19 protein-coding genes are annotated in these 20308 nt (G+C 69.5%); 10 read left to right on the forward strand and 9 right to left on the reverse strand.

Translation table 11 applies throughout. The features are described 5' to 3' along the window. The 3 genes from A5673_RS30270 to A5673_RS28745 form a co-directional block, all read left to right on the forward strand. The coding region (locus A5673_RS30270) for a hypothetical protein (protein ID WP_231971450.1) at nucleotides 1-92 on the forward strand (92 nt) is incomplete at its 5' end. 192 nt (nucleotides 93-284) lie between these two features. Further along, the gene (locus A5673_RS24710; protein ID WP_068238704.1) at nucleotides 285-764 is read left to right on the forward strand and encodes a CAP domain-containing protein; all 480 of its coding nucleotides are present in this window, start codon (nucleotides 285-287) and stop codon (nucleotides 762-764) included. Nucleotides 765-1031: 267 nt separating this feature from the next. Next, nucleotides 1032-2816 carry a sensor domain-containing protein gene (locus tag A5673_RS28745; RefSeq protein WP_082958940.1) on the forward strand — a complete coding sequence of 595 codons (1785 nt, stop codon included), beginning with the start codon at nucleotides 1032-1034 and terminating at the stop codon, nucleotides 2814-2816. Between the two features lie 47 nt (nucleotides 2817-2863). Here A5673_RS28745 and A5673_RS24720 read toward each other — a convergent pair whose 3' ends face one another. From A5673_RS24720 to A5673_RS24735, 4 genes are all read right to left on the reverse strand, one after another. After that, nucleotides 2864-3433 (reverse strand): hypothetical protein, encoded by a 570-nt coding sequence (locus A5673_RS24720; protein WP_369806524.1) that lies wholly within the window; start codon nucleotides 3431-3433, stop codon nucleotides 2864-2866. A 133-nt stretch (nucleotides 3434-3566) separates the two neighbouring features. Beyond that, the gene (locus A5673_RS24725) at nucleotides 3567-4052 is read right to left on the reverse strand and encodes a (2Fe-2S)-binding protein (RefSeq protein ID WP_068238708.1); all 486 of its coding nucleotides are present in this window, start codon (nucleotides 4050-4052) and stop codon (nucleotides 3567-3569) included. Next, entirely contained in the window at nucleotides 4045-4920 is an 876-nt protein-coding gene (locus A5673_RS24730; protein ID WP_068238710.1) for a xanthine dehydrogenase family protein subunit M, read from the reverse strand. The genes A5673_RS24725 and A5673_RS24730 overlap by 8 nt, the downstream gene beginning before the upstream one ends. After that, nucleotides 4917-7259 carry a xanthine dehydrogenase family protein molybdopterin-binding subunit gene (locus A5673_RS24735; protein WP_068238712.1) on the reverse strand — a complete coding sequence of 781 codons (2343 nt, stop codon included), beginning with the start codon at nucleotides 7257-7259 and terminating at the stop codon, nucleotides 4917-4919. The genes A5673_RS24730 and A5673_RS24735 overlap by 4 nt, the downstream gene beginning before the upstream one ends. 52 nt (nucleotides 7260-7311) lie before the next feature. On the opposite strand from A5673_RS24735, the gene A5673_RS24740 reads away from it, so the two are divergent. Continuing rightward, nucleotides 7312-7860 carry an NTP transferase domain-containing protein gene (locus A5673_RS24740; protein ID WP_068238713.1) on the forward strand — a complete coding sequence of 183 codons (549 nt, stop codon included), beginning with the start codon at nucleotides 7312-7314 and terminating at the stop codon, nucleotides 7858-7860. Here the strand turns inward: A5673_RS24740 and A5673_RS24745 are convergent. From A5673_RS24745 to A5673_RS24755, 3 genes are all read right to left on the reverse strand, one after another. Continuing rightward, a complete protein-coding gene (locus A5673_RS24745) occupies nucleotides 7839-9290 on the reverse strand; it encodes an amino acid permease (protein WP_068238715.1) in 1452 nt (483 codons plus the stop codon). The genes A5673_RS24740 and A5673_RS24745 overlap by 22 nt on opposite strands. Nucleotides 9291-9371: 81 nt before the next feature. Beyond that, the gene (locus A5673_RS24750) at nucleotides 9372-10322 is read right to left on the reverse strand and encodes an amidohydrolase family protein (protein ID WP_068238717.1); all 951 of its coding nucleotides are present in this window, start codon (nucleotides 10320-10322) and stop codon (nucleotides 9372-9374) included. Further along, entirely contained in the window at nucleotides 10322-11812 is a 1491-nt protein-coding gene (locus A5673_RS24755) for an aldehyde dehydrogenase (RefSeq protein ID WP_068238733.1), read from the reverse strand. The genes A5673_RS24750 and A5673_RS24755 overlap by 1 nt, the downstream gene beginning before the upstream one ends. Nucleotides 11813-11904: 92 nt before the next feature. Here A5673_RS24755 and A5673_RS24760 point away from each other — a divergent pair, with 92 nt between their 5' ends. From A5673_RS24760 to A5673_RS24780, 5 genes are all read left to right on the forward strand, one after another. Further along, a complete protein-coding gene (locus tag A5673_RS24760) occupies nucleotides 11905-12852 on the forward strand; it encodes a LysR family transcriptional regulator (RefSeq protein WP_231971449.1) in 948 nt (315 codons plus the stop codon). Nucleotides 12853-13139: 287 nt separating this feature from the next. Beyond that, a complete protein-coding gene (gene dnaK, locus A5673_RS24765; protein WP_068238719.1) occupies nucleotides 13140-15005 on the forward strand; it encodes a molecular chaperone DnaK in 1866 nt (621 codons plus the stop codon). Next, nucleotides 15002-15616 (forward strand): nucleotide exchange factor GrpE, encoded by a 615-nt coding sequence (gene grpE / locus A5673_RS24770; protein WP_068238721.1) that lies wholly within the window; start codon nucleotides 15002-15004, stop codon nucleotides 15614-15616. The genes dnaK and grpE overlap by 4 nt, the downstream gene beginning before the upstream one ends. A 56-nt stretch (nucleotides 15617-15672) precedes the next feature. Next, nucleotides 15673-16854, forward strand: coding sequence for a molecular chaperone DnaJ (dnaJ, locus tag A5673_RS24775; RefSeq protein WP_068238723.1), 1182 nt, complete (start codon nucleotides 15673-15675; stop codon nucleotides 16852-16854). Then, entirely contained in the window at nucleotides 16854-17255 is a 402-nt protein-coding gene (locus A5673_RS24780; protein ID WP_068238725.1) for a heat shock protein transcriptional repressor HspR, read from the forward strand. Before dnaJ ends, A5673_RS24780 begins: the two co-directional genes overlap by 1 nt. Here A5673_RS24780 and A5673_RS24785 read toward each other — a convergent pair whose 3' ends face one another. Together A5673_RS24785 and A5673_RS24790 are read right to left on the reverse strand one after the other, a co-directional pair. Next, a complete protein-coding gene (locus A5673_RS24785; RefSeq protein WP_068238727.1) occupies nucleotides 17256-18146 on the reverse strand; it encodes an aldose 1-epimerase in 891 nt (296 codons plus the stop codon). A gap of 13 nt (nucleotides 18147-18159) precedes the next feature. Beyond that, complete coding sequence (locus tag A5673_RS24790; protein ID WP_068238729.1) at nucleotides 18160-19311, reverse strand: FAD-binding oxidoreductase; 1152 nt, start codon at nucleotides 19309-19311, stop codon at nucleotides 18160-18162. Nucleotides 19312-19470: 159 nt separating this feature from the next. On the opposite strand from A5673_RS24790, the gene A5673_RS24795 reads away from it, so the two are divergent. Beyond that, a partial coding sequence (locus tag A5673_RS24795; RefSeq protein ID WP_156748596.1) for a PE family protein occupies nucleotides 19471-20308 on the forward strand: 838 nt, incomplete at its 3' end.

Consider the following 20308-nt stretch of genomic DNA (forward strand, 5'->3'; position numbering starts at 1 on the left):
CCGTCAAGCCCTACCCCGGGCCCCTCGGCGAACGCGCCGACTGGTGGTGGTACACACCCTTCCAACCCCAACCCCCACCAAACACCAACTAGACGCTGAAACGGGTTGCGGCGCAGTCACTTGTGGATGTCGCGAGACAGCCCGGCAACCAAAGGCGCACGCCCAAATCTGAACCTTGAAGTACGCGCTGGCAAACCGATTGGCGATCCTCGACCCACATGGTCGAAAGCGGGTAACCTTTGTTTTGCTGAAACAGCAAAGCGAGTGCGTGGGGCGAAGGCAACATGGCGAAAAGGGTCAAGATCGTCGCCGTCTTCTCGATGTGCACTGTCGCCCTGACGGCTCAATGCGGAATTACCGGTTTTGCCGCGCGCGCGGACGATTCGGGGCCCGCGGTGTACAGCGGCGTCAGCCGCGTTCGCCAGACATGCGGGGCGATCAACGACGACCCGCGGTTGACGGCGGCAGCGCAACGGCACGCCAACGACATGCTGAAGAACGGGTTGAACGGCCATGTTGGTTCGGACGGCTCGTCGCCGCAGGCGCGTATCGCGGACGCCGGCTACACCACGGCCCGTTACACCGGTGAGATCGTTTACTGGGGCACGGGATCCGCTGCGACGCCGAGCGTAGCGGTCGACCGGTGGATGGAAAGTCCACCACACCGGGCGATCATCCTGAACTGCGCATTTACCGCGGCCGGTTTCGCCACCGCCTCGGACGGCAACAAGATGACCGCGGTCGGCGACTTCGCGGGTCCGTGAGGCCCACGCCCGTCTTGACGCGGCATCAGCTGAAGAGCCCCCGCTTGCGACGTTGGACGTTACGATCCGCGCAAAGAAACTTCCAAGGCGTCTGTATCAACCTTGTTATGGCCGGCCACACGACCCGGAGAAGTGACCAACCCGGGTCGTCACGACAGCCCCGTCCTTCCGAGGGAGAGAGAAAATGACGACCCAATCACGGGCCTCCCACTGGTACCGGACGGCCACCGGCAAGCGGGTTCGAGCCGCTGTCATGGCAGGTTTGCCATGACAGCACAAGTGATCGAACGCCAAAAACTGGGTGTGCTGACCAAGATCGGTCAAGGCGGCCAAGGCGTGGTCTATGGTGCACCCCACGTCAAGACGAAGTTCGCGCCCTCGATGGTCTACAAGGAATACAAGGCGCAGACCCGGGCCGAAATCGATTTCACCGCACTGGCGGCCATGCCCGCCCTGGTCGAGGAATCGCTGTCCTACGCCCAGGCCGAACGATTGGTCTCGATTGCCGCCTGGCCATGCGCCCTCGTGGAAGAGGGTGGCACACCAACGGGATTCGTGATGCCCGCCATCCCCGATGAATTCTTCATCTCACTAGCAACGGTCAAGGGGGTGTCGCCCGCCACCGCCGAGTTCCAACACCTGCTCAATCATCCCTCGGTCCTGGCCGCCCGCGGCATCGGCATCGATGAGGCGCAACGCTATTCGGTGCTGCGCGAGGTCGCCTCCGGGCTGGCGTTTCTGCACAAGCACGGGGTGTGCGTCGGTGACATCTCACCGAAGAACCTGCTGTTCTCCCTGACACCGCGCGAGGCGGTCTATTTCATCGACTGCGATGCCATGCGCATCAACGACGTCTCCGCGCTGACGCAAGTTGAAACGCCGGGATGGGCCGCACCTTCCGGTGAGGAACTGGCCACCATATATTCCGACACCTACAAGCTGGGCCTGCTCGCTCTGCGGTTAATGACCGGCGATCACGACACCACAAACCCCGAACACCTCCCGGCGACCACACCGGCGATGCTGCGCCAGATCGTCACCGACACGCTGACCAACGCGCCCCATCAACGCCCCCTGCCCGAAGCGTGGACCTACGTCCTGGGCTACGCGATCGAACAAGCACAGCACCGGAAGAAGCTGACGGCATCGCCGGTCAGTGCCGCACCGACTCCGCCGCCGATACCCGAAGTGCGGTCCAGACCGACCGTGCATTCCGGACCCGCAGCCAGCCCCTCCGTCCACCCCAAACCGCCGGTCCGACCGTCGGCGCCTCCTCAGATCGAGGAAACGCTATCGCCCGGAGCGGACCGCCAACGTCGAAGGCTCAAGTGGCCGCTGATCGCCGCGATGGTCGTGGTCGTGGCCGCCGCCGCGGGCGTCACCGGCTACCTCCTGCGCCAGCCGTCCACCGACTCGCAGCCCTCCGCCACCAGCACCGCCACCACCACCCCGACCGGGCCGCGCCCGGTCACCGAGGCCGCCCTGGACGGGCTGCTGCTCAGCCCCGACCAAATCAATACCGTGATGGGCACCACGGGAATGACAGTGCGTGCGGATTGGGATCAGATGTCGATCGTCCGCGACAACGACATTGTGGCCGACAAGAACTGTCAACCCTTGGCTGGGGCCGCGTCGCAGACCGCCTACGCCGGCCGCGCCTTGGGTAGCGCGCGTAGCCAGCAACTCGTCGACAAAGAGGCGTGGGAATTTCTCGTGACGCAGGCGGTGGTGTTGTTTCCTTCCGCGCATGATGCCAGCGACTTCTTCACCGCCTCCGCCCAGCAGTGGCCGACCTGCTCAAAGTTCACGCAAAGCCTGTCCCATTACACCGAAGTGGACACGGTGGGGCCGGTCTCCAATGTGAACGGCGTGCTGAGCGCCAACATAATGCTGGGTGATGGCGGGGTTGATAGCTGCCAGCGTGCGCTGACCGTCGTCAATAATGTCGTCGTTGATATCGACGCCTGCATTGCTAGCAACAACGTCAGGTTGCCTGCCGGTTCTGCCGTCACCATCGCCCGTCAGATCGCTGGCAAGATACCCACAACGTAGCGACATCCCGTCGGCTGACGGGCTGCCCCAGCTACGCCTTCGAGCGCTCAGAACGTGTTGACCTTCTCGACGCTGACGAACATGCCGTGGTGCGTCTGGTCGTTGCTGAAACGGGTGCCGTCTTCGGTCGCGTTGATCGTCCAGCCCTGCGCCGCGTAGGTCTTGTAGTCGATCGTCACCGTCGGGATGGCGCCCAGGTTCCCCAGCACCCACTGCACGTTGCCGCCGGAGCTGATGCTCACGCCGTTGGCGTGCTCGCCGTCCTGCAGCGGGGAGTTGGTGAACGGCGCCTCGCAGCCGACGGTTTCCTTGTTGATCTGGCAGCGTGTCATGCCGGACTTGGTTTCGATGAAGACGTAGCCGTTGTGGTCCGGCGGGAGCGGGATGGCGCCGACCGGCGGCGTGGTCGGCGTCACCGGCCCGATCGGGCCCGGCGGCGGGGCCGCGGTGGCGCTGGGTGCCGGTGTGGCGATGCTCGGCCGCGGGGTGGGGAAGGTCGGTTCGACCGGCCCGGCTCCCGGCGCGGCGACCGGCTTGCCCTCGATGGTGGAGGTGCAGCCGTCAATCAGCGCGGGGCTGGCCAGCACGGGGACGAGTAGCAGCGAGCCCCCGGCCAGACTCCGCCGCACTTTCTGCGATAACTGCACCCGCCGCTCCCGAAAATTCTCAGATCCAGCGCTCAGAGTACGCAAGAAGCGGCGAAAGTTACTGTAAGGCGGGCCGTATCGATGCCGAGCCGATGGCGCAGGGTTATCGCTGCGTGACCGAGCCGAGCTCGGCGGCCCGATGCGCGGCCGCGACGATGCCCTGATACCCCGTGCAGCGGCAGAAGTTGCCGGACAGGCCCTCGCGGATTTCGTCGTCGGTGGGGTTCGGGTTGTCCCGCAGCAACGCGGTCAGTGACGTGACGAAACCCGGGGTGCAGAAGCCGCATTGCAGCCCGTGGCACTCCCGCAGCGCGGCCTGCACCGGCGACAGGGTGCCGTCCGGCGACGCGATGCCCTCGACCGTCGTCACCTCCAGGCCGTCGGCCTGGACCGCGAACATCAGGCAGGACCGGACGGCATCGCCGTCCACCAGTACGGTGCAGGCGCCGCACGCACCGTGCTCGCAGCCCAGATGGGTGCCGGTGAGTCCGCACTTGTCGCGCAGGAAGTCCGCCAGCGTCATGCGCGGCTCGACGCTGTCGGCGATGTCGGTCCCGTTCACCGACAACCGGATCGGCTGCTCATGCATTGGCTGCCTCCTGTATGGCCTCGTTCCACGCGCGCTCGACCATGGTGGCGCCCACCTGGGTGCGGTACGACGCCGACCCCTGCAGGTCGGTCGGGACGTCGTCGAGGTCCGCCATCGCCGCGCGGCCGATGTCCTCGGCCACCAGCTCGCCGACCGGCTTCCCGACGACCGCGGCCTCGGCCGCGTGCGCGCGCCTGACCGTGGGGCCCAGGCCCAGCAGCGCGATCCCGCACCGCGACACCCGGTCGGCGTCGTCGAGCTGGACGGCGACCAGCGCCCCGGCGATCGCGAAATCGCCGTGGCGGCGCGCGAATTCGTGCACCGAGAAGCCGGACCGGCCGTTACGCACGGGGAATCGCACGCCGGTGAGGACCTCGTCGGGCTCCATCGTGGTTTCCCACAGGCCGGCGAAGAAGTCCGCGGCGGCGATCTCGCGGCGCCCGCGCGGCGACAGCACCTCCATCACCGCGTCCAGAGCCAGCGCGGCCGCCGGGTATTCGCCCGCGGCGTCGGCGTGGGCGATGGACCCGCCCAGGGTGCCGCGGCTGCGGATCTGGAAGTGCCCGACGAACGGCGTGGCCCGCGTCAGCAGCGGAACCGCCTGGCGCACTTGGTCGTCGGCGCCGACGGTGGCCTCGGTGGTGCCCGCGCCGATCCACAGCTCCTGGCCCCTGCGCTCGATGCCCCGCAGCTCGGCCAGCCGGGAGATGTCGATGAGGTGGTCGAAGTAGGCCAGCCGCATCGCCAGCATCGGCACCAGGCTCTGGCCGCCCGCGATGATCTTCGCGTCATCGCCCAGCTCGGACAGCAGCGCGACGGCGTCGTCGATGGTGTCGGGGCGGTGGTAGTCGAACGAGGCGGGTTTCATCGGGCCGCCTCGCTCAACAGCGCCGCGATCGAGGCCGGGCTGGCGGGCAGCCGGGTGATCGTCACGCCCAGCGGCGCCAGCGCGTCGTTGATGGCGTTGATCACCGCGGGCACCGAGCCGATCGCCCCGCCCTCGCCGGCGCCCTTGTAGCCGCCGGGCCCCGGCCCGGGGATCTCGACGTGGCCGAATTCGATCGGCGGTACCTCGGTGGCCGTCGGCAGCAGGTAGTCGACGAAAGTCGTTGCCAGCGGGTTGCCGTCGTCGTCGTAGGCGAGGTCCTCCATCAGCGCGCCGCCGATGCCCTGCACCGTGCCGCCGGCGATCTGGCCCTCCACGATGGCCGGGTTGATCATCGGCCCGACGTCCTCGCTGACGATGTAGCGCAGCAGCGTGACCTTGCCGGTGGCCACGTCCACCTCGCAGGTGCAGGCGTGGGTCGCGTTGGACCACAGGATGGGGGCCTTGGCGACGTAGCGGGCGCTGGCCTCCAGCTCGGGCGACATCCCGGGCGGCAGCGCCTGCGGTGAGTAATAGGCGACGTAGGCCAGCTCGCCGAAGCTCACCTGCTTGGACGGGTCGTCGCGCACCGCCGCGGTCGAATGCGCCAGCACCACTTCGGTTTCGGCCACCTTGAGGTGGTGGGCCGCCAGCGCCACGATCTTCTCGCGCAGGATCGTTCCCGCCTCCTCGACGGCCCCGGCGGTCATCGGGCCGCTGCGGCTGCCCTGCGTCCCCGCGCCGTACGGCGTGATCGCGGTGTCGCCCTGGATGGTGGCGACGTCGTCGATGTCGGCGCCCAACGCGTCGGCGGTCAGCTGAATCACGGTGGTTTCCAAGCTGTTTCCGCTCGAGCCGCCGTTCACGTAGACGTTGATCTTGCCGGTCGGCTCCATCCGCATGGTGCAACCCTCGGTGGCCAGGTGGCCCGTCGCCGCCCCGGTCGGCTCGATGTAGGCCGAAAATCCGAGGCCCAGGTAGCGGCCCTGCGCCAACGCCTCGCGCTGCTCCTTGCGAAACCCTTCGTGGTCAAGGAGTTTCACCGCCTGCTCGAACGTCTCGCTCGGGGCGACGTGGTCGTACGGCATGCCGTTGGGGTTGAAGTACGGCATCTCGTCGCGGCGCAACAGGTTGCGGCGGCGCAGCTCGACCGGATCCACCCCCATCTTCCGCGCGGCGACGTCGAGCAGGATTTCGCGGGCCAGCGTCTCGTACTGCCACGGCCCGCGGTAGGCGGCCAGGCCGCTGGTGTTGGTAAAGACCGTCGTGTAGTTGAAGCTGGCCTTGGGCACGCGGTAGGGGCCCGGGAAGAACATGCCGATGGCGGCCGTGGTCAGGACCGGGTAGGGCGTCGGATAGGCGCCGACGTCCTGGACGAAGTCGATGTCGGCGGCCAGGATGTTGCCGCCGTCGTCGAACGCCATCCGGCCGGTGCCGTCGACGTGGCGGGCCTGCCCGGCCGACATCAGGTTCTCGCGCCGGTCCTCGATCCACTTGAGCGCCGCGGGCACCTTGCGGGCGGCCAGCATGATGCACATGTCCTCGCGCATCGGGACGACCTTCTGGCCGAAGCCGCCGCCGGTGTCGCGCATGATCACCCGAACCCGTTGCGCCGCAATGCCCAACAACCGCGCGCAGAAGGCCCGCAGCTCGTGCGGGGTCTGCGTGGACGCCCACAGGGTGAGCTCCTCGGAGGCCGCGGACCACTCGACGACCAGCCCGCGTGTCTCGATCGGCACCGGCGCGTAGATCTGTTGGTAGATGCGCTCTTTGACCACGCAGGCCGCCGACGCGAAAAGCTCTTCGTCGGGCGGCGCGCCGCCCATGCCGCCGGCGACGTTGTCCGCGTAGGTCTCGTGCACCAGCACGTCCGAGGACTGCGCCCGGGTGAAGTCGGTGATCGCGGGCAGCGGCTCGTAGTCGACGTCGACCAGCTCCAGCGCGTCCTCGGCGACATAGCGGCTCTCGGCGACGATCAGGGCGACCGGGTCGCCGACGAACTTCGCCTCGCCCTCGGCCAGCGGCGGGCGCGGGGTGTCCGGGACGTCCTTGCCCGCGACGGCGTGCCACGCCTCCTTGACGTCGGGGTTGAGGTCGGCGGCGGTGAACACCGCGCGCACGCCGGGCAGCGCCAGCGCCGCCGTGGCGTCGATGCCGTTGATCTTGGCGCGGGCGAACGGGCTGCGCACGAAGCAGGCGTGCAGCATGCCGGGGCGCGCGACGTCGTCGACGAAGCCGCCGCGGCCGGTCAGCAACCGGCCGTCCTCGACCCGCTGGACGCGGGTGCCGGCATACCGAGGGGCCGGGGTGGTGGCCGTCGCCCCCTGCGCGTCCTGGGTCATTGCGCTCCATCCGGTTGTCGCCTGACGAGAACCACGATGCCATCATAGGAGAGTGGCGTTATCGCAGTCGAGGGCCGTCGGTGTCTTGCTGGCGGCGGGGGAGGGACGGCGCTACGGCAAGCCGAAAGTGCTGGTGGACGGCTGGCTGGACGCCGCGGTCCGGGCCCTGCAAGAAGGCGGGTGCGACGGCGTCGTGCTGGTGCTGGGCGCCGCGGAGGTCGCGGCCCCGCCGGGCGTCACCGCGGTCGTCGCGCCGGACTGGAACGACGGGCTGAGCGCGTCGGTGCGCGCGGGGCTGGCCGAGGCCGGCCGCAGGCACGCCGACTACGCGGTGCTGCACGTCATCGACACCCCGGACGTCGGCCCCGCCGTGGTGGCGCGGGTCCTGGCCCGCGCGGTGTCGTCGGGCGGAGGGCTGGCCCGCGCGTGCTTCGGCGACCGGCCGGGCCATCCGGTGGTCATCGCGCGCCGGCACTGGCCGGCGGTGCTGGCCGGGCTGTCCGGGGATCGCGGCGCGGGTTCCTACCTGCGCGGCAGGCCGGACGTGGCGAACGTCGAGTGCGGCGACCTCGCCGGCGGTCAGGACATCGACGAGCCCTGAGCGGGTGAGGCCGGCACGTCGTCGCGGGCGGCGGCCCGCACCCGGTGGCGGACCAAAAACCAGCCGCCGACGAGCGCGGGAACGCCGACGACGGTCGCCCCGATCAGGTAGGGCCCCTGCACCTTGTCGAAAAACATCAGGATCACGACGCCGACCAGGAAGGCCAGCGTGAGATAGCCGCTGTAGGGGGACAGCGGCATGCGGAACTTCGGCCGCTGCACCCGGCCGGCCTTGGCCAGCCGGTAGAACTGCAGCTGGCTCGCCACGATCGTCCCCCAGGCGAACACGATGCCGATGGCCGCGATGTGCAGCACGATTTCGAACGCCTGGCTCGGCTTCACGGCGTTGAGCACGATGCCCAGCAGACCGACCGCGCTGGTGAGCAGGATCCCGCGGTACGGCACACCCCGCTTCGACATCGGTGCGGTGAACCTCGGGCCGCTGCCGTTGATCGCCATCGACCGCAGGATGCGGCCCGTGGAATACAGTCCCGCGTTCAGGCTCGACAGCGCGGCGGTGAGGACCACCAGGTTCATCACGCTGCCCGCCCCGCTGACACCGGCCTTGGAGAAGAACGTCACGAACGGGCTGACGTTGGCCTTGTAGGCGGTGTAGGGCAGCAGCAGGCCCAGCAGGACGGTGGACCCGATGTAGAAGACCGCGATGCGGAACACCACCGAATTGATCGCGCGCGGCATGACCTTCTCCGGGTCGGCCGTTTCCCCGGCCGCGATGCCGACGAGTTCGATGGCGGCGTAGGCGAACACCACGCCCGAGGTGACGAGCACCAGGGGCAGCAGGCCCGTCGGCACCAACCCGCCATGGGCGTCCCACAGGCCCGTGCCGGTGTCGTGACCGTCGATCTTGAAGCGCCCGACCAGAAAGACCGTGCCGACGACGAGGAACGTCACCAGCGCCAGCACCTTGATCAACGAGGCCCAGAACTCCAGCTCACCGAAGGCCTTGACCGAGATCAGGTTCATCGACAGCACCAGCAGCAGCGCCGCCAACGCGATGGTCCACTGCGGGATGTCGTGGAACGCGTTCCAGTAGTGGCAATAGTGCGCGATCGCGGTGGTGTCCACGATCCCCGTCATCGACCAGTTGAGGACGTACATCCAGCCGGCGACGAAAGCCAGCTTCTCCCCGAAGAATTCGCGGGAGTACGACACGAACGATCCCGTCGACGGGCGGTGCAGCACCAGCTCGCCGAGCGCGCGCAGGATCAGGAAGACGAAGATCCCGCACACCCCGTAGACCAGGAACAGGCCGGGCCCCGCCGAGGCGAGCCGCCCGCCGGCGCCCAGGAACAGGCCGGTTCCGATGGCGCCGCCGAGGGCGATCATCTGGATCTGGCGGTTTTTGAGGCTCTTGTGATAGCCCTCGTCTTCGCGCGCGAGCCGCGCGGCGGCGCTGTCTGGCTCTGACATCGAGCTCCTGCCGTGGTGGCTGCGGGACAGCTCAGGCTAACCCATCAAGGTGGCGCATGCGCGTCGGCAGCAAACTCCGGGTCAGAGGCGCAGCAACCGCTCGGCGTTGCCGTGGCTGATGAGCGCCCGATCGTCGTCGGCGAGCGGAAGGCCGTCGAGAAATGCGCGCGCCGCGCGCATCGACCCGAACGGGTAGTCGGCCGAAAAGCACACTCGCCCAAGGCCGACCTGCGCGACCAGGTTGGCGTAGGTCGCCTCGTCGTTGAAGTTGGCGAAGGTGTAGTTCACGTTGTGCCGCAGGTAGCTGCTGACCGGGTGCCGCAGGCCGGTCAGCCCCGGTTTCAGCGTCGCATCGAACCGCGGCAACATGAACGACGTCGCTTCCCCCATGTGCCCGATGATCAATTGCAGCTCGGGGTAGCGGTCGAACACGCCACCGAGGATCAGGCGCAGCACGTGCGTGGCGGTGTTGATGTGCCACCCCCAGCCCACCGTGGACAGCGCGAACGTGACCTCGGGCGAAAACCCCGCGTAGCTGGCTTCGATGACGGCGGGCGGCGGCATGGTCGGGTGCAGGTAGAGCGGGACGCGCAGTTCGGCCGCCCTCGACAGGACGGGATCGAAGAACCGGTCGTCCAGGTAGCGGCCCCGGCTGTGCCCGTTGATCGCGGCGCCGACGAAGCCGTGCTCGCGCACCGCCCGCTCGAGCTCCTCGGCGGCCGCCTCGGGGTCGCTGATGGGCAACGCGGCAAAGCCGGCCAGCCGATCCGGGTACCGCGCGCACGCGGCGGCGAGCTCGTCGTTGCATTCGCGGGCGAGCCGCACGGCCTCCGGGCCGTCCAGCTGTTCGACGCCCGGTGCGGCCAGCGATAGCACCGCGACGTCGACACCCGCGTCGTCCATCGCCGCGATGCGGCCGTCGCCGAGATCGCGGATCGGTTCGGCGATGCCGGTGCGCGATGCCAGCCAGCGTCCCGGTCCGGCCAGGAATTCGGTTGTGGCGTAATGCTCTTCGAGCGCGATCGTCCGCACTAGCCCGCCAGCACCCTGGCCGCGGCGCTCCAGTACGACAGCTCATCGCGATTGGCGGCCAGCCGAATCGTCTTCGTGTAGCCGTACTCGGCCAGCGTCTCCTGGGCGTGCTCGCGGCCGAACCCGCTGTGGCCGACCCCGCCGAACCCGGTGCCGATCGAGATGCGGTGATAATTGTTGACGAAGACCGCGCCGGCCCGGATCCGCCGGCTCACCCGCAGCGCCCGATCGCCGTCCTGGGTGAACACCGCCGCGACCAGTCCGAACGGCGTGGCGTTGGCGATGCGCACCGCCTCGTCCTCGTCGGTGAAGGGCATGAGGGTGACCACCGGGCCGAAGATCTCGTCGCGGGCCACCCGCATGGCGGGGGTCACGTCGGTCAGGACGGTCGGTGGAACGTAGAAACCGTCGGCCAGTCGGGGATCGTCGGGCAGCGGCGCCTGGGCCGCGACGCGGGCGCCCTCCGCCACGCCGATCCGCAGGTAATCCAGGACCTGCTTTTGCTGTTGGCGGGTGACCAGGGGCCCGACGTCGGTGGTGGGGTCGGCGCCGTCGCCCACCCGCAGCCGGCTCACCGCGGCGCACAACTTCGCCTCGAACTCCTCATACACGCTCTGCTGCACCAGGATTCGCGACGCCGCGGTGCAGGCCTCGCCCTGGTTGAAAAAGCCGCCGTCGACGGCGGCCAGCAGCGCCTCGTGCTGGTTGGCGTCGTCGAAGACCACCAGCGGGTTCTTGCCGCCGAGTTCCATCAGGGCCGGAGTGAGGTTGCCGGCCGCGGTACGCAGCACCGCGGCGCCTGCCCGCGGCGACCCGGTGAAGGAGACCTTGCCCACCGTCCGGTGCCCGGCCAGCGCGGCGCCCACCTCGCCCTTGCCGGGCACGGCCTGCACGACGCGGTCCGGCAGGACGGACTGGATCAGTTCGACCATGCGCAACACCACCGAGGGCGTCTGCTCCGGCGGCTTGAGCACGACGGCGTTGCCGACGGCCAGGGCCGGCGCGACCTTGCCGGCGGTGTGGATGGGCGGCCAGTTGAACGGCACGATGCAGGCGATCACGCCGTACGGTTCCAGCGTGGTGACGTCCAGCACCGGGCCGTAGTCGCGGGCCTGGCTGGGCAGCGCCTCGACCAGCCCGCCGAAGTACTCGAAGATCGCGATCGCGGCTTCCACGTCGAAAGTGCGCGCCTGGGTGATCGGCTTGCCCATCTCCAGGGTCTCCAGGGCGGCGATCTCGTCGGCGTGGCCGCGCAGGACCTCGGCGATCTGCCGCAGGTAGCGGCCACGTTCGCGGGCCGGGCGCTGCTTCCAGTTCAGGTGCGCGGCGTGGGCGCGGCGGACGGCCTGGTCCACCTCCTCGGGCCCGGCTCCCTGCACGACGGCGACCGTCTGGCCCGTCGCGGGGTTCTCCACGACGAACTGGTCGTCGGTGGAGGCCGACGACCAGCGGGTCCGAGTCCGTCTGAGACTGGGAGATTGCACATTCATCAAGCGCACCGTCCGGTTGAGGGGGTTGGATCGACGCGAGTCAATTGCGAACGTAAATTGACCCAACCGTCGGACGCCAACGAAAATTTCTGATGGAAGCCATCACCGGCGGTGATAATTGCTCGGTGGAGCTTCGCCAGTTGGACTACTTCCTGGCCGTCGCGGACACCCTCAGCTTCACCCGCGCCGCCAAGAGGCTGCACGTCGTCCAATCCGGGGTGTCGGCCACCATCAAGGCACTCGAACGCGAACTCGGCGCGGCACTGTTCGTCCGCGGCGCGGCGGGGGTGACGCTCACCCCGGCCGGACGCGAGCTGGCGCCCCACGCCCGCGCCACCGTCGAGGCCGCCCGCGCGGCCAAGGAGGCCGTCGCCGCCACGGTCGGGTCCGTCGTCGGCACCGTCCGGCTGGGGACGTTGATGTCGATCAACAACATCGACCTGCCGACGCTGCTCGCCGAGCTGAAGGCCCGGCATCCCGGCGTGTTGGTCCAGGTCCGCTTCGCCCGGGCCGGCTCGGCGGGCGTGGCGCAGCAGCTGCGCGACGGCAGCCTCGACGTGGCCCTGGTCGTGCTGCCCGACGGCCCGCCGTCCGACCTGCAGACGCGGCTCGTCGCCGCGTTCGAGTTGCTGTTGGTCGTCCCGGAGGGCCACCCGCTGGCTGGGCGGGAAGCGGTGGGCCTGGCCGAGCTGGCCGGGATGGCGTTCGTCGACGGGCCGCCGGGGTACGGCAACCGGGCCGTGGTCGACCGCGCGTTCGCCGCGGCGGGGGTGCCGCGAACGGTCGCCCTGGAGGTCGCCGACATCGGCACCACCGCGAGCCACATCCGCAACGGCATAGGAATCGGATTTCTCAGCCGGTTCCTCCTCGACGAGATCGGCGACGACGGCCTGGCGACCGTCCGGATCTCCGATCACGAGATCTGCTGGCGGCTGTACGTCGCGATGTCGGCGCTCCGCCCGCCCAGCGCCGCCACCCGCGCGGTGTTCTCGCTGATCGAGGAGATGATCCCGGAGCGCGGCGCGCCGAGTGTGCGCTGACGGCGTCGAGTGTGAGCGCAGGCCGCGATCCGGCACGCTTTTCGACCCTCAGCGCACACTGAAAGCCCACATCGCACACTCGACCGGCGGCAGTGGGCCGGGCTGAACACGCTCCACCGCACACCCCGGGAACAAGACGACGGCGCCCGCCGTTAGCATGATCGACAAGTTGAGTGAATCAGGCTCAACCTTGGCTTGACACCAGGGAGCCCGGAAGGGCAGGCTTGAGCGGGGTTCACTCAGCATAGTGGCACCAAAGAAGCTCTAGGTAATCAGGAGGAATCACTATGGCTCGTGCGGTCGGTATCGACCTCGGGACCACCAACTCAGTCGTCTCGGTTCTCGAGGGCGGTGACCCCGTCGTCGTCGCCAACTCCGAGGGCTCGCGGACGACTCCGTCCATCGTCGCGTTCGCGCGCAACGGCGAAGTGCTGGTCGGCCAGCCCGCCAAGAACCAGGCGGTGACCAACGTCGACCGCACCATCCGTTCGGTGAAGCGGCACATGGGCACCGATTGGTCCGTCGAGATCGACGACAAGAAGTACACGGCGCAGGAGATCAGCGCCCGCGTGCTGATGAAGCTCAAGCGCGACGCGGAGGCCTACCTCGGTGAGGACATCACCGACGCGGTCATCACCGTGCCCGCCTACTTCAACGACGCCCAGCGTCAGGCGACCAAGGAAGCCGGCCAGATCGCCGGCCTCAACGTGCTGCGCATCGTCAACGAGCCGACCGCCGCGGCGTTGGCCTACGGCCTGGACAAGGGCGAGAAGGAACAGACCATCCTGGTCTTCGACCTGGGCGGCGGCACGTTCGACGTCTCGCTGCTCGAGATCGGCGAGGGCGTCGTCGAGGTCCGCGCCACCAGCGGTGACAACCACCTCGGCGGCGACGACTGGGACGACCGGGTCGTCGAATGGCTGGTCGACAAGTTCAAGGGCACCAGCGGCATCGACCTGACCAAGGACAAGATGGCGATGCAGCGGCTGCGTGAGGCGGCCGAGAAGGCCAAGATCGAGCTGTCGAGTTCGCAGAGCACCTCGATCAACCTGCCCTACATCACCGTCGACGCGGACAAGAACCCGCTGTTCCTCGACGAGCAGCTGACCCGCGCCGAGTTCCAGAAAATCACCCAGGACCTGCTGGACCGCACCCGTCAGCCGTTCAAGTCGGTGATCTCCGACGCCGGCATCTCGGTGTCCGACATCGACCACGTGGTGCTCGTGGGTGGTTCCACCCGGATGCCCGCGGTGACCGAGCTGGTCAAGGAGCTCACCGGCGGCAAGGAGCCCAACAAGGGCGTCAACCCCGACGAGGTCGTTGCCGTGGGTGCGGCGCTGCAGGCCGGTGTCTTGAAGGGTGAGGTGAAAGACGTTCTGCTGCTGGACGTTACGCCGCTGAGCCTCGGTATCGAGACCAAGGGCGGCGTGATGACCAAGCTCATCGAGCGCAACACCACGATCCCCACCAAGCGGTCGGAGACCTTCACCACGGCCGACGACAACCAGCCGTCGGTGCAGATCCAGGTCTTCCAGGGTGAGCGCGAGATCGCCTCGCACAACAAGCTGCTCGGCTCCTTCGAGCTGACCGGCATCCCGCCGGCTCCGCGCGGCGTGCCCCAGATCGAGGTCACCTTCGACATCGACGCCAACGGCATCGTGCACGTCACGGCCAAGGACAAGGGCACCGGCAAGGAGAACACGATCAAGATCCAGGAGGGCTCCGGCCTGTCCAAGGAGGAGATCGACCGGATGATCAAGGACGCCGAGGCGCACGCCGAGGAGGACCGCCAGCGGCGCGAGGAGGCCGACATCCGCAACCAGGCCGAGACGCTGGTCTACCAGACGGAGAAGTTCGTCGCCGAACAGCGCGAGGCCGAGGGCGGCTCGAAGGTTCCCGAGGACACCCTGAACAAGGTGGACTCAGCGGTGGCCGAAGCCAAGACGGCGCTGGGCGGCACCGACATCTCCGCGATCAAGGCGGCGATGGAAAAGCTCGGCCAGGAGTCGCAGGCGCTCGGCCAGGCGATCTACGAGGCCACCCAGGCCGCGGGCGGCGAGGCCGGTGGCGCCGAGACCGGCGGTCCCCAGGGCGGCTCGGCCGATGACGTCGTGGACGCGGAGGTGGTCGACGACGACCGGGAGGCCAAGTGAGCGAGGGCAACCCGGAACAGGTGACGATCACCGACAAGCGGCGCATCGATCCCGAGACGGGCGAAGTACGGCACGTCTCTCCCGGCGAAACGCCGGGAGAGGCGGCGCCGGCCGGTAAGGGTGAAAGTGCCGACAAGGTCGCCGAGCTGACGGCCGACCTGCAACGTGTGCAGGCCGACTTCACCAACTACCGGAAGCGGGCGCTGCGCGACCAGCAGGCCGCCGCGGACCGGGCCAAGGCCGCCGTCGTCAGCCAATTGCTGGGCGTGCTCGACGATCTGGAGCGGGCGCGCAAGCACGGCGACCTGGAATCCGGCCCGCTGAAGTCGGTGGCCGACAAGCTGGACAGCGCGCTGACCGGCCTCGGTCTGACGGCGTTCGGCGAGGAGGGCGAGGACTTCGACCCGGTGCTGCACGAGGCCGTGCAGCACGAGGGCGACGGCGCCGACGGCTCCAGGCCGGTGATCGGCACCGTGATGCGCCAGGGCTACAAGCTGGGCGACCAGGTGCTGCGGCACGCTCTGGTCGGGGTCGTCGACACCGTCGGGGGCGACCCGGCCGAAACCCAGCAGGCCGACACGGGCGATAACGCCGACACTTCGGGTGACTAGGCATAAAAATCACATACGACAAATGGATAGAGAAAGGTGAAAGGGGGTGACGCGGTATGGCCCAGCGTGAATGGGTCGAAAAGGACTTCTATAAGGAGCTGGGCGTCTCCTCTGACGCCAGCCCGGAAGAGATCAAGCGCGCCTACCGCAAGCTAGCGCGCGACCTGCATCCGGACGCCAATCCCGACAACCCCGCCGCCGGCGAGCGATTCAAGGCGGTCTCGGAGGCGCACAACGTCCTGTCGGATCCGGCCAAGCGCAAGGAGTACGACGAGACCCGGCGCCTGTTCGCCGGCGGGGGCTTCGGCGGGCGCAGGTTCGACGGTGGCAGCGGCGGCTTCAGCTTCAACGTCGGCGGCGACGGCGCCGAGTTCAACCTCAGCGACCTGTTCGACGCCGCCGGCCGCAGCGGCGGCGCCAACATCGGGGACCTGTTCGGCGGCCTGTTCGGCCGCGGCGCCGGTCCCCGGCCCAGCCGGCCGCGGCGCGGCAACGACCTGGAGACCGAGACCGAGCTCGACTTCGTCGAGGCCGCCAAGGGCGTGGCGATGCCGCTGCGGCTGACCAGCCCGGCGCCGTGCACCAACTGCCATGGCAGCGGCGCGCGCCCGGGCACCAGCCCGAAGGTGTGCCCCAGCTGCAACGGCTCCGGGGTGATCAACCGCAACCAGGGGGCTTTCGGATTCTCCGAGCCCTGCACCGATTGCCGGGGCAGCGGCTCGATCATCGAGCACCCGTGCGACGAGTGCAAAGGCACCGGCGTGACAACCCGCACCCGCACAATCAACGTGCGGATCCCGCCCGGCGTCGAGGACGGGCAGCGCATCCGGCTGCCCGGGCAGGGCGAGGCCGGGCTGCGCGGGGCGCCGTCGGGCGACCTCTACGTGACGGTGCACGTGCGACCGGACAAGGTGTTCGGCCGCGACGGCGACGACCTGACCGTGACCGTTCCCGTCAGCTTCACCGAATTGGCTTTGGGCTCAACGCTTTCGGTGCCCACGCTGGACGGCAAGGTCGGCGTCCGGGTGCCCAAGGGCACCGCCGACGGCCGCATCCTGCGGGTGCGCGGACGCGGCGTGCCCAAGCGCGGCGGCGGCAACGGCGACCTGCTCGTCACCGTGAAGGTGGCGGTGCCGCCGAACGTGGAGGGCGCCGCCCAGGAGGCGCTGGAGGCCTACGCGGCGGCCGAGCGGTCCAGCGGTTTCAATCCGCGCGCGGGATGGGCGGGTAACCGCTGATGGCCAGGCGCTCGAGGGACCCGAAAGAGGAGGCCCGGACCTTCCTGATCTCGGTGGCGGCCGAACTGGCCGGCATGCACGCGCAGACGCTGCGCACCTACGACCGGCTCGGGCTGGTCAGCCCGAGCCGGACTTCCGGTGGGGGACGCCGTTATTCGGAGCGCGACGTCGACCTGCTGCGCGAGGTGCAGCGGCTGTCGCAGGACGAGGGCGTCAACCTGGCCGGCATCAAACGCATCATCGAGCTGACCAACCACGTCGAAGCCCTGCAGGCGCGGGTGAAGGAGCTGACCGAGGAGCTGGCGCGGGTGCGCGCCGGTCAGCGCCGCGACCTGGTCGTGGCGCCCAAGAGCACCGCCGTGGTGGTGTGGCAGCCGCGCAAGGGCGGCACCCGCGCCTGATCAGACGCGGATCGAGAAGACCGCGACCGCCGGCTCGCCGGGGCGCGCGCACCGGTAGCCGCCGCGGCGCAGCGCGTCGGTAGGCGCGGTCATCGGTTCGAAGCACACCACCTCTTCGCCAGGCGGCGCGAAGATCTGCGCCGCCGGGTAGCCGCGGTCGAAGTGCACCTCCAGGCGGCGCCCGCCGCCGGACACCGCGAACACCGCGCCGTCGGCGACCTCGTCGTAGGCGTCGTCGAAAGCCTTGTCGCCCAACGCTTCTTGCGTCGCCGCCCAGGGTTCCGATCCGCCGGTGGGCAGCCCCTTGTCGTCGAGCGCCAAATGCCGCAGGGGTGGGGTCTCGATGATCCATCGGTCGCGGGGCGTGTCGGGCAGGCGCAGGTAGGGATGGAAGCCGAAGCACAGCGGCACGGCCGCGTCGCCGGTCGCGGTGATGGTGGTGCCGACCGTCAGCACCCGCTCAGCCAGCCGCACCGTCACCGCGAGCAGGTGCGGATAGGGGAAGCCGGCCAACAACCTCGGCTCGGCGCCGAAGTCGACCTCGGCGCTCAGCTCGTTTTCGGATTGCGCCGTGACCCGCCAGCCGGCGTAGGCGGCCAGGGTGCCGTGGATGGGCAGCCCGTTGGGGTCGGCGCGCACGCCGTTGTCGCCGGGCGTGAGCGTCACCGTCGCGCCCTCCGCGGTATAGGTGTTGGCGCCCAACCGATTCGCCCACGGATACAGGATCGGGATTCCCATGGTCTTGCCCGCCTCCACGTACGCCTGCAGGCCGCGCCGCTGGCCGAGCAGCTCGGTGCCCGAGTCGGTCAGCGAGGTGCCGATCATGCCCGCCTCGGGCACGAACTGCGCGGCCACCGGCGAGGAAGGGTCGGTCAGGGTGACGATCTGCATGGCTTACCTCGGCTCACCTGGACAGTGGATCGTGCTGAATGCGTTCGGGCGGAGCCCCTTTGGCGACCAGGGCGGTCTTGGTGGCGCGGACCATCTCGGGCCCGCCGCAGATCAGGATCTGCCGGTCGCCCCAGCCGCCGTACTTGGTCACCACGTCGGGCAGGCGGCCGGTCTGGTGCACGTGCAGCCCGCGCGGGGGCGTGGGGTCGGGGTAGTCGGCGGCCCACGAGGGGTCGCGGCCGTAGTCGGAGACCGGCGTGACGGACAGCCACGGGTTGTGCTGCGCGACCTGCCACAGCGTCGGCAGATCGTAGAGCTCGCAGCGGTAGCGGGCGCCGAAAAAGAGGTGCACCCGGGGGTTCACCGCGTAGCGGGACAGGTCCATGATCAGCGCGCGCAGCGGTGCCAGGCCGGTGCTGCCCGCGACCATCAGGACGTCCCCGCCGTCCCGGTCGACGCTCAGGCCGCCGTGCGGACTGGACAGCCGCCACCGGTCGCCGGGCCGCGTTTCGTTGACGACCGCGGTGCTGACCAGGCCACCGGGCACCTGGCGGACGTGAAACTCGACTCCGCCACCCGGATCGGCGGGTATCGCCGGGGACAGATAGCGCCAGCGCCGCGGGCACTGCGGGACGTGGGCGTTGACGTACTGGCCGGGGTAGTAGTCCATCGGGCGGTCGAGTTGCAGCCGAACCACGGCCAGGTCGCGCGACACCCGCATGTGCTCGATGACCGTGCCGTCCCACCACGCGGGCCCCGCGTCGGCGTCGGCGGCCCCACGCATCACCCCGGTGATCAGGTTGAGCGACTGGTTGGCGGCCCCCTCGACGGCGTTGGTCCACGCCTCGCCGAGGTGGTCTCGAAGCGTGGCATACAGCGCGCGGTGCAGCGAGTCGTAATGGCTCGGCAGGACCCCGAACTTGCGGTGGTCACGGCCGAGCTGGGCGAGGAATGCCACCGGCTCGGCCGCGCGCTGCTCGACCAGTTCCCCGTAGACCCACTGCAACGCGTGCGCAAAGGCGGCCCGCTGCGCGCCCATTTCGGGCGGGAACAGGTCGCGCACCGAGACGTCGAGGGCGAACCAACGGGTGTAGAACCGGCGGACCAGATCCTCGCCGAACGCGTTGCGCAGCACCCGCAACGCATTCGGATCCTCGAGGCTCACGGGCCCCGATTCTAGGCTCGACGACGGCTACGCTGCGTTGGTCGCTGTGAGTTGGCTGAAATCCGGACGAGCTTGGTGAGAACGGCCGTTTCGCAGCGTGGATCGCGCATACGGTGCGGATGGAGATCGCGTCCTCGTGACGTGGCGGAGAGGTCACGCATGTCGTTTGTAGTCGCGGCGCCCGAGCTTATGGACGCATTGGCAACGGATTTGGCGAACATCGGCTCGGCGGTCGGCGTGGCCAATGCGGCCGCGGCGGCCCAGACCACAACGCTGCTGTCGGCCGGCGCCGACGAGGTGTCGACAACCGTAGCCGCCGTGTTCGGCGCGCACGCCCAGGCGTATCAGGCGCTGAGCGCCGAGGCGGCGGCCTTCCACCAGCAATTCGTCCAGCTGCTCAACGGCGGGGCGGCATCGTATGCGCTGAGCGAGGCGGCCAACACGTCGCCGCTGCAGACGCTGGAGCAGGACGTGCTGGGCGCGATCAACGCGCCGACCCTGACCCTGCTGGGCCGGCCGTTGATCGGCAACGGCGCTAACGGCGGGCCCGGTCAGAACGGCGCACCCGGGGGGCTCTTGATCGGCAACGGCGGCAACGGCGGGCCCGGCTTCGTCGGCGGGCGCCCCGGGGGCGGCTCCGCGCCGGGCGGCAACGGCGGGCAGGGCGGCCTGTTCGGCAATGGCGGGGCCGGCGGGCCCGGGGGCAGCAATGGGACGGCGAGCACGGCCGGCGGCAACGGAGGCGCCGCGGGCTGGTTCGGGCACGGCGGCGCCGGCGGGGCCGGGGGAAGCATTACCGACGCCGTCAGCCGCAACTTCGGCGCCGCCGGGGGCGCCGGCGGCGCCGGCGGCCTGATCTTCGGCGCTGGCGGCGACGGCGGGGCCGGGGGAGCCGCAACCACCAACAACGGCGGCACCGGCGGCGCGGGCGGCAACGCCGGGTTGTTCGGCGGCGGCGGGGCCGGTGCGGCCGGCGGGTCCCGCGCCGGGGTAACCG

Origin of the sequence: Mycobacterium sp. E3198 (assembly GCF_001667015.1) — a bacterium.
Lineage (GTDB): Bacteria > Actinomycetota > Actinomycetes > Mycobacteriales > Mycobacteriaceae > Mycobacterium.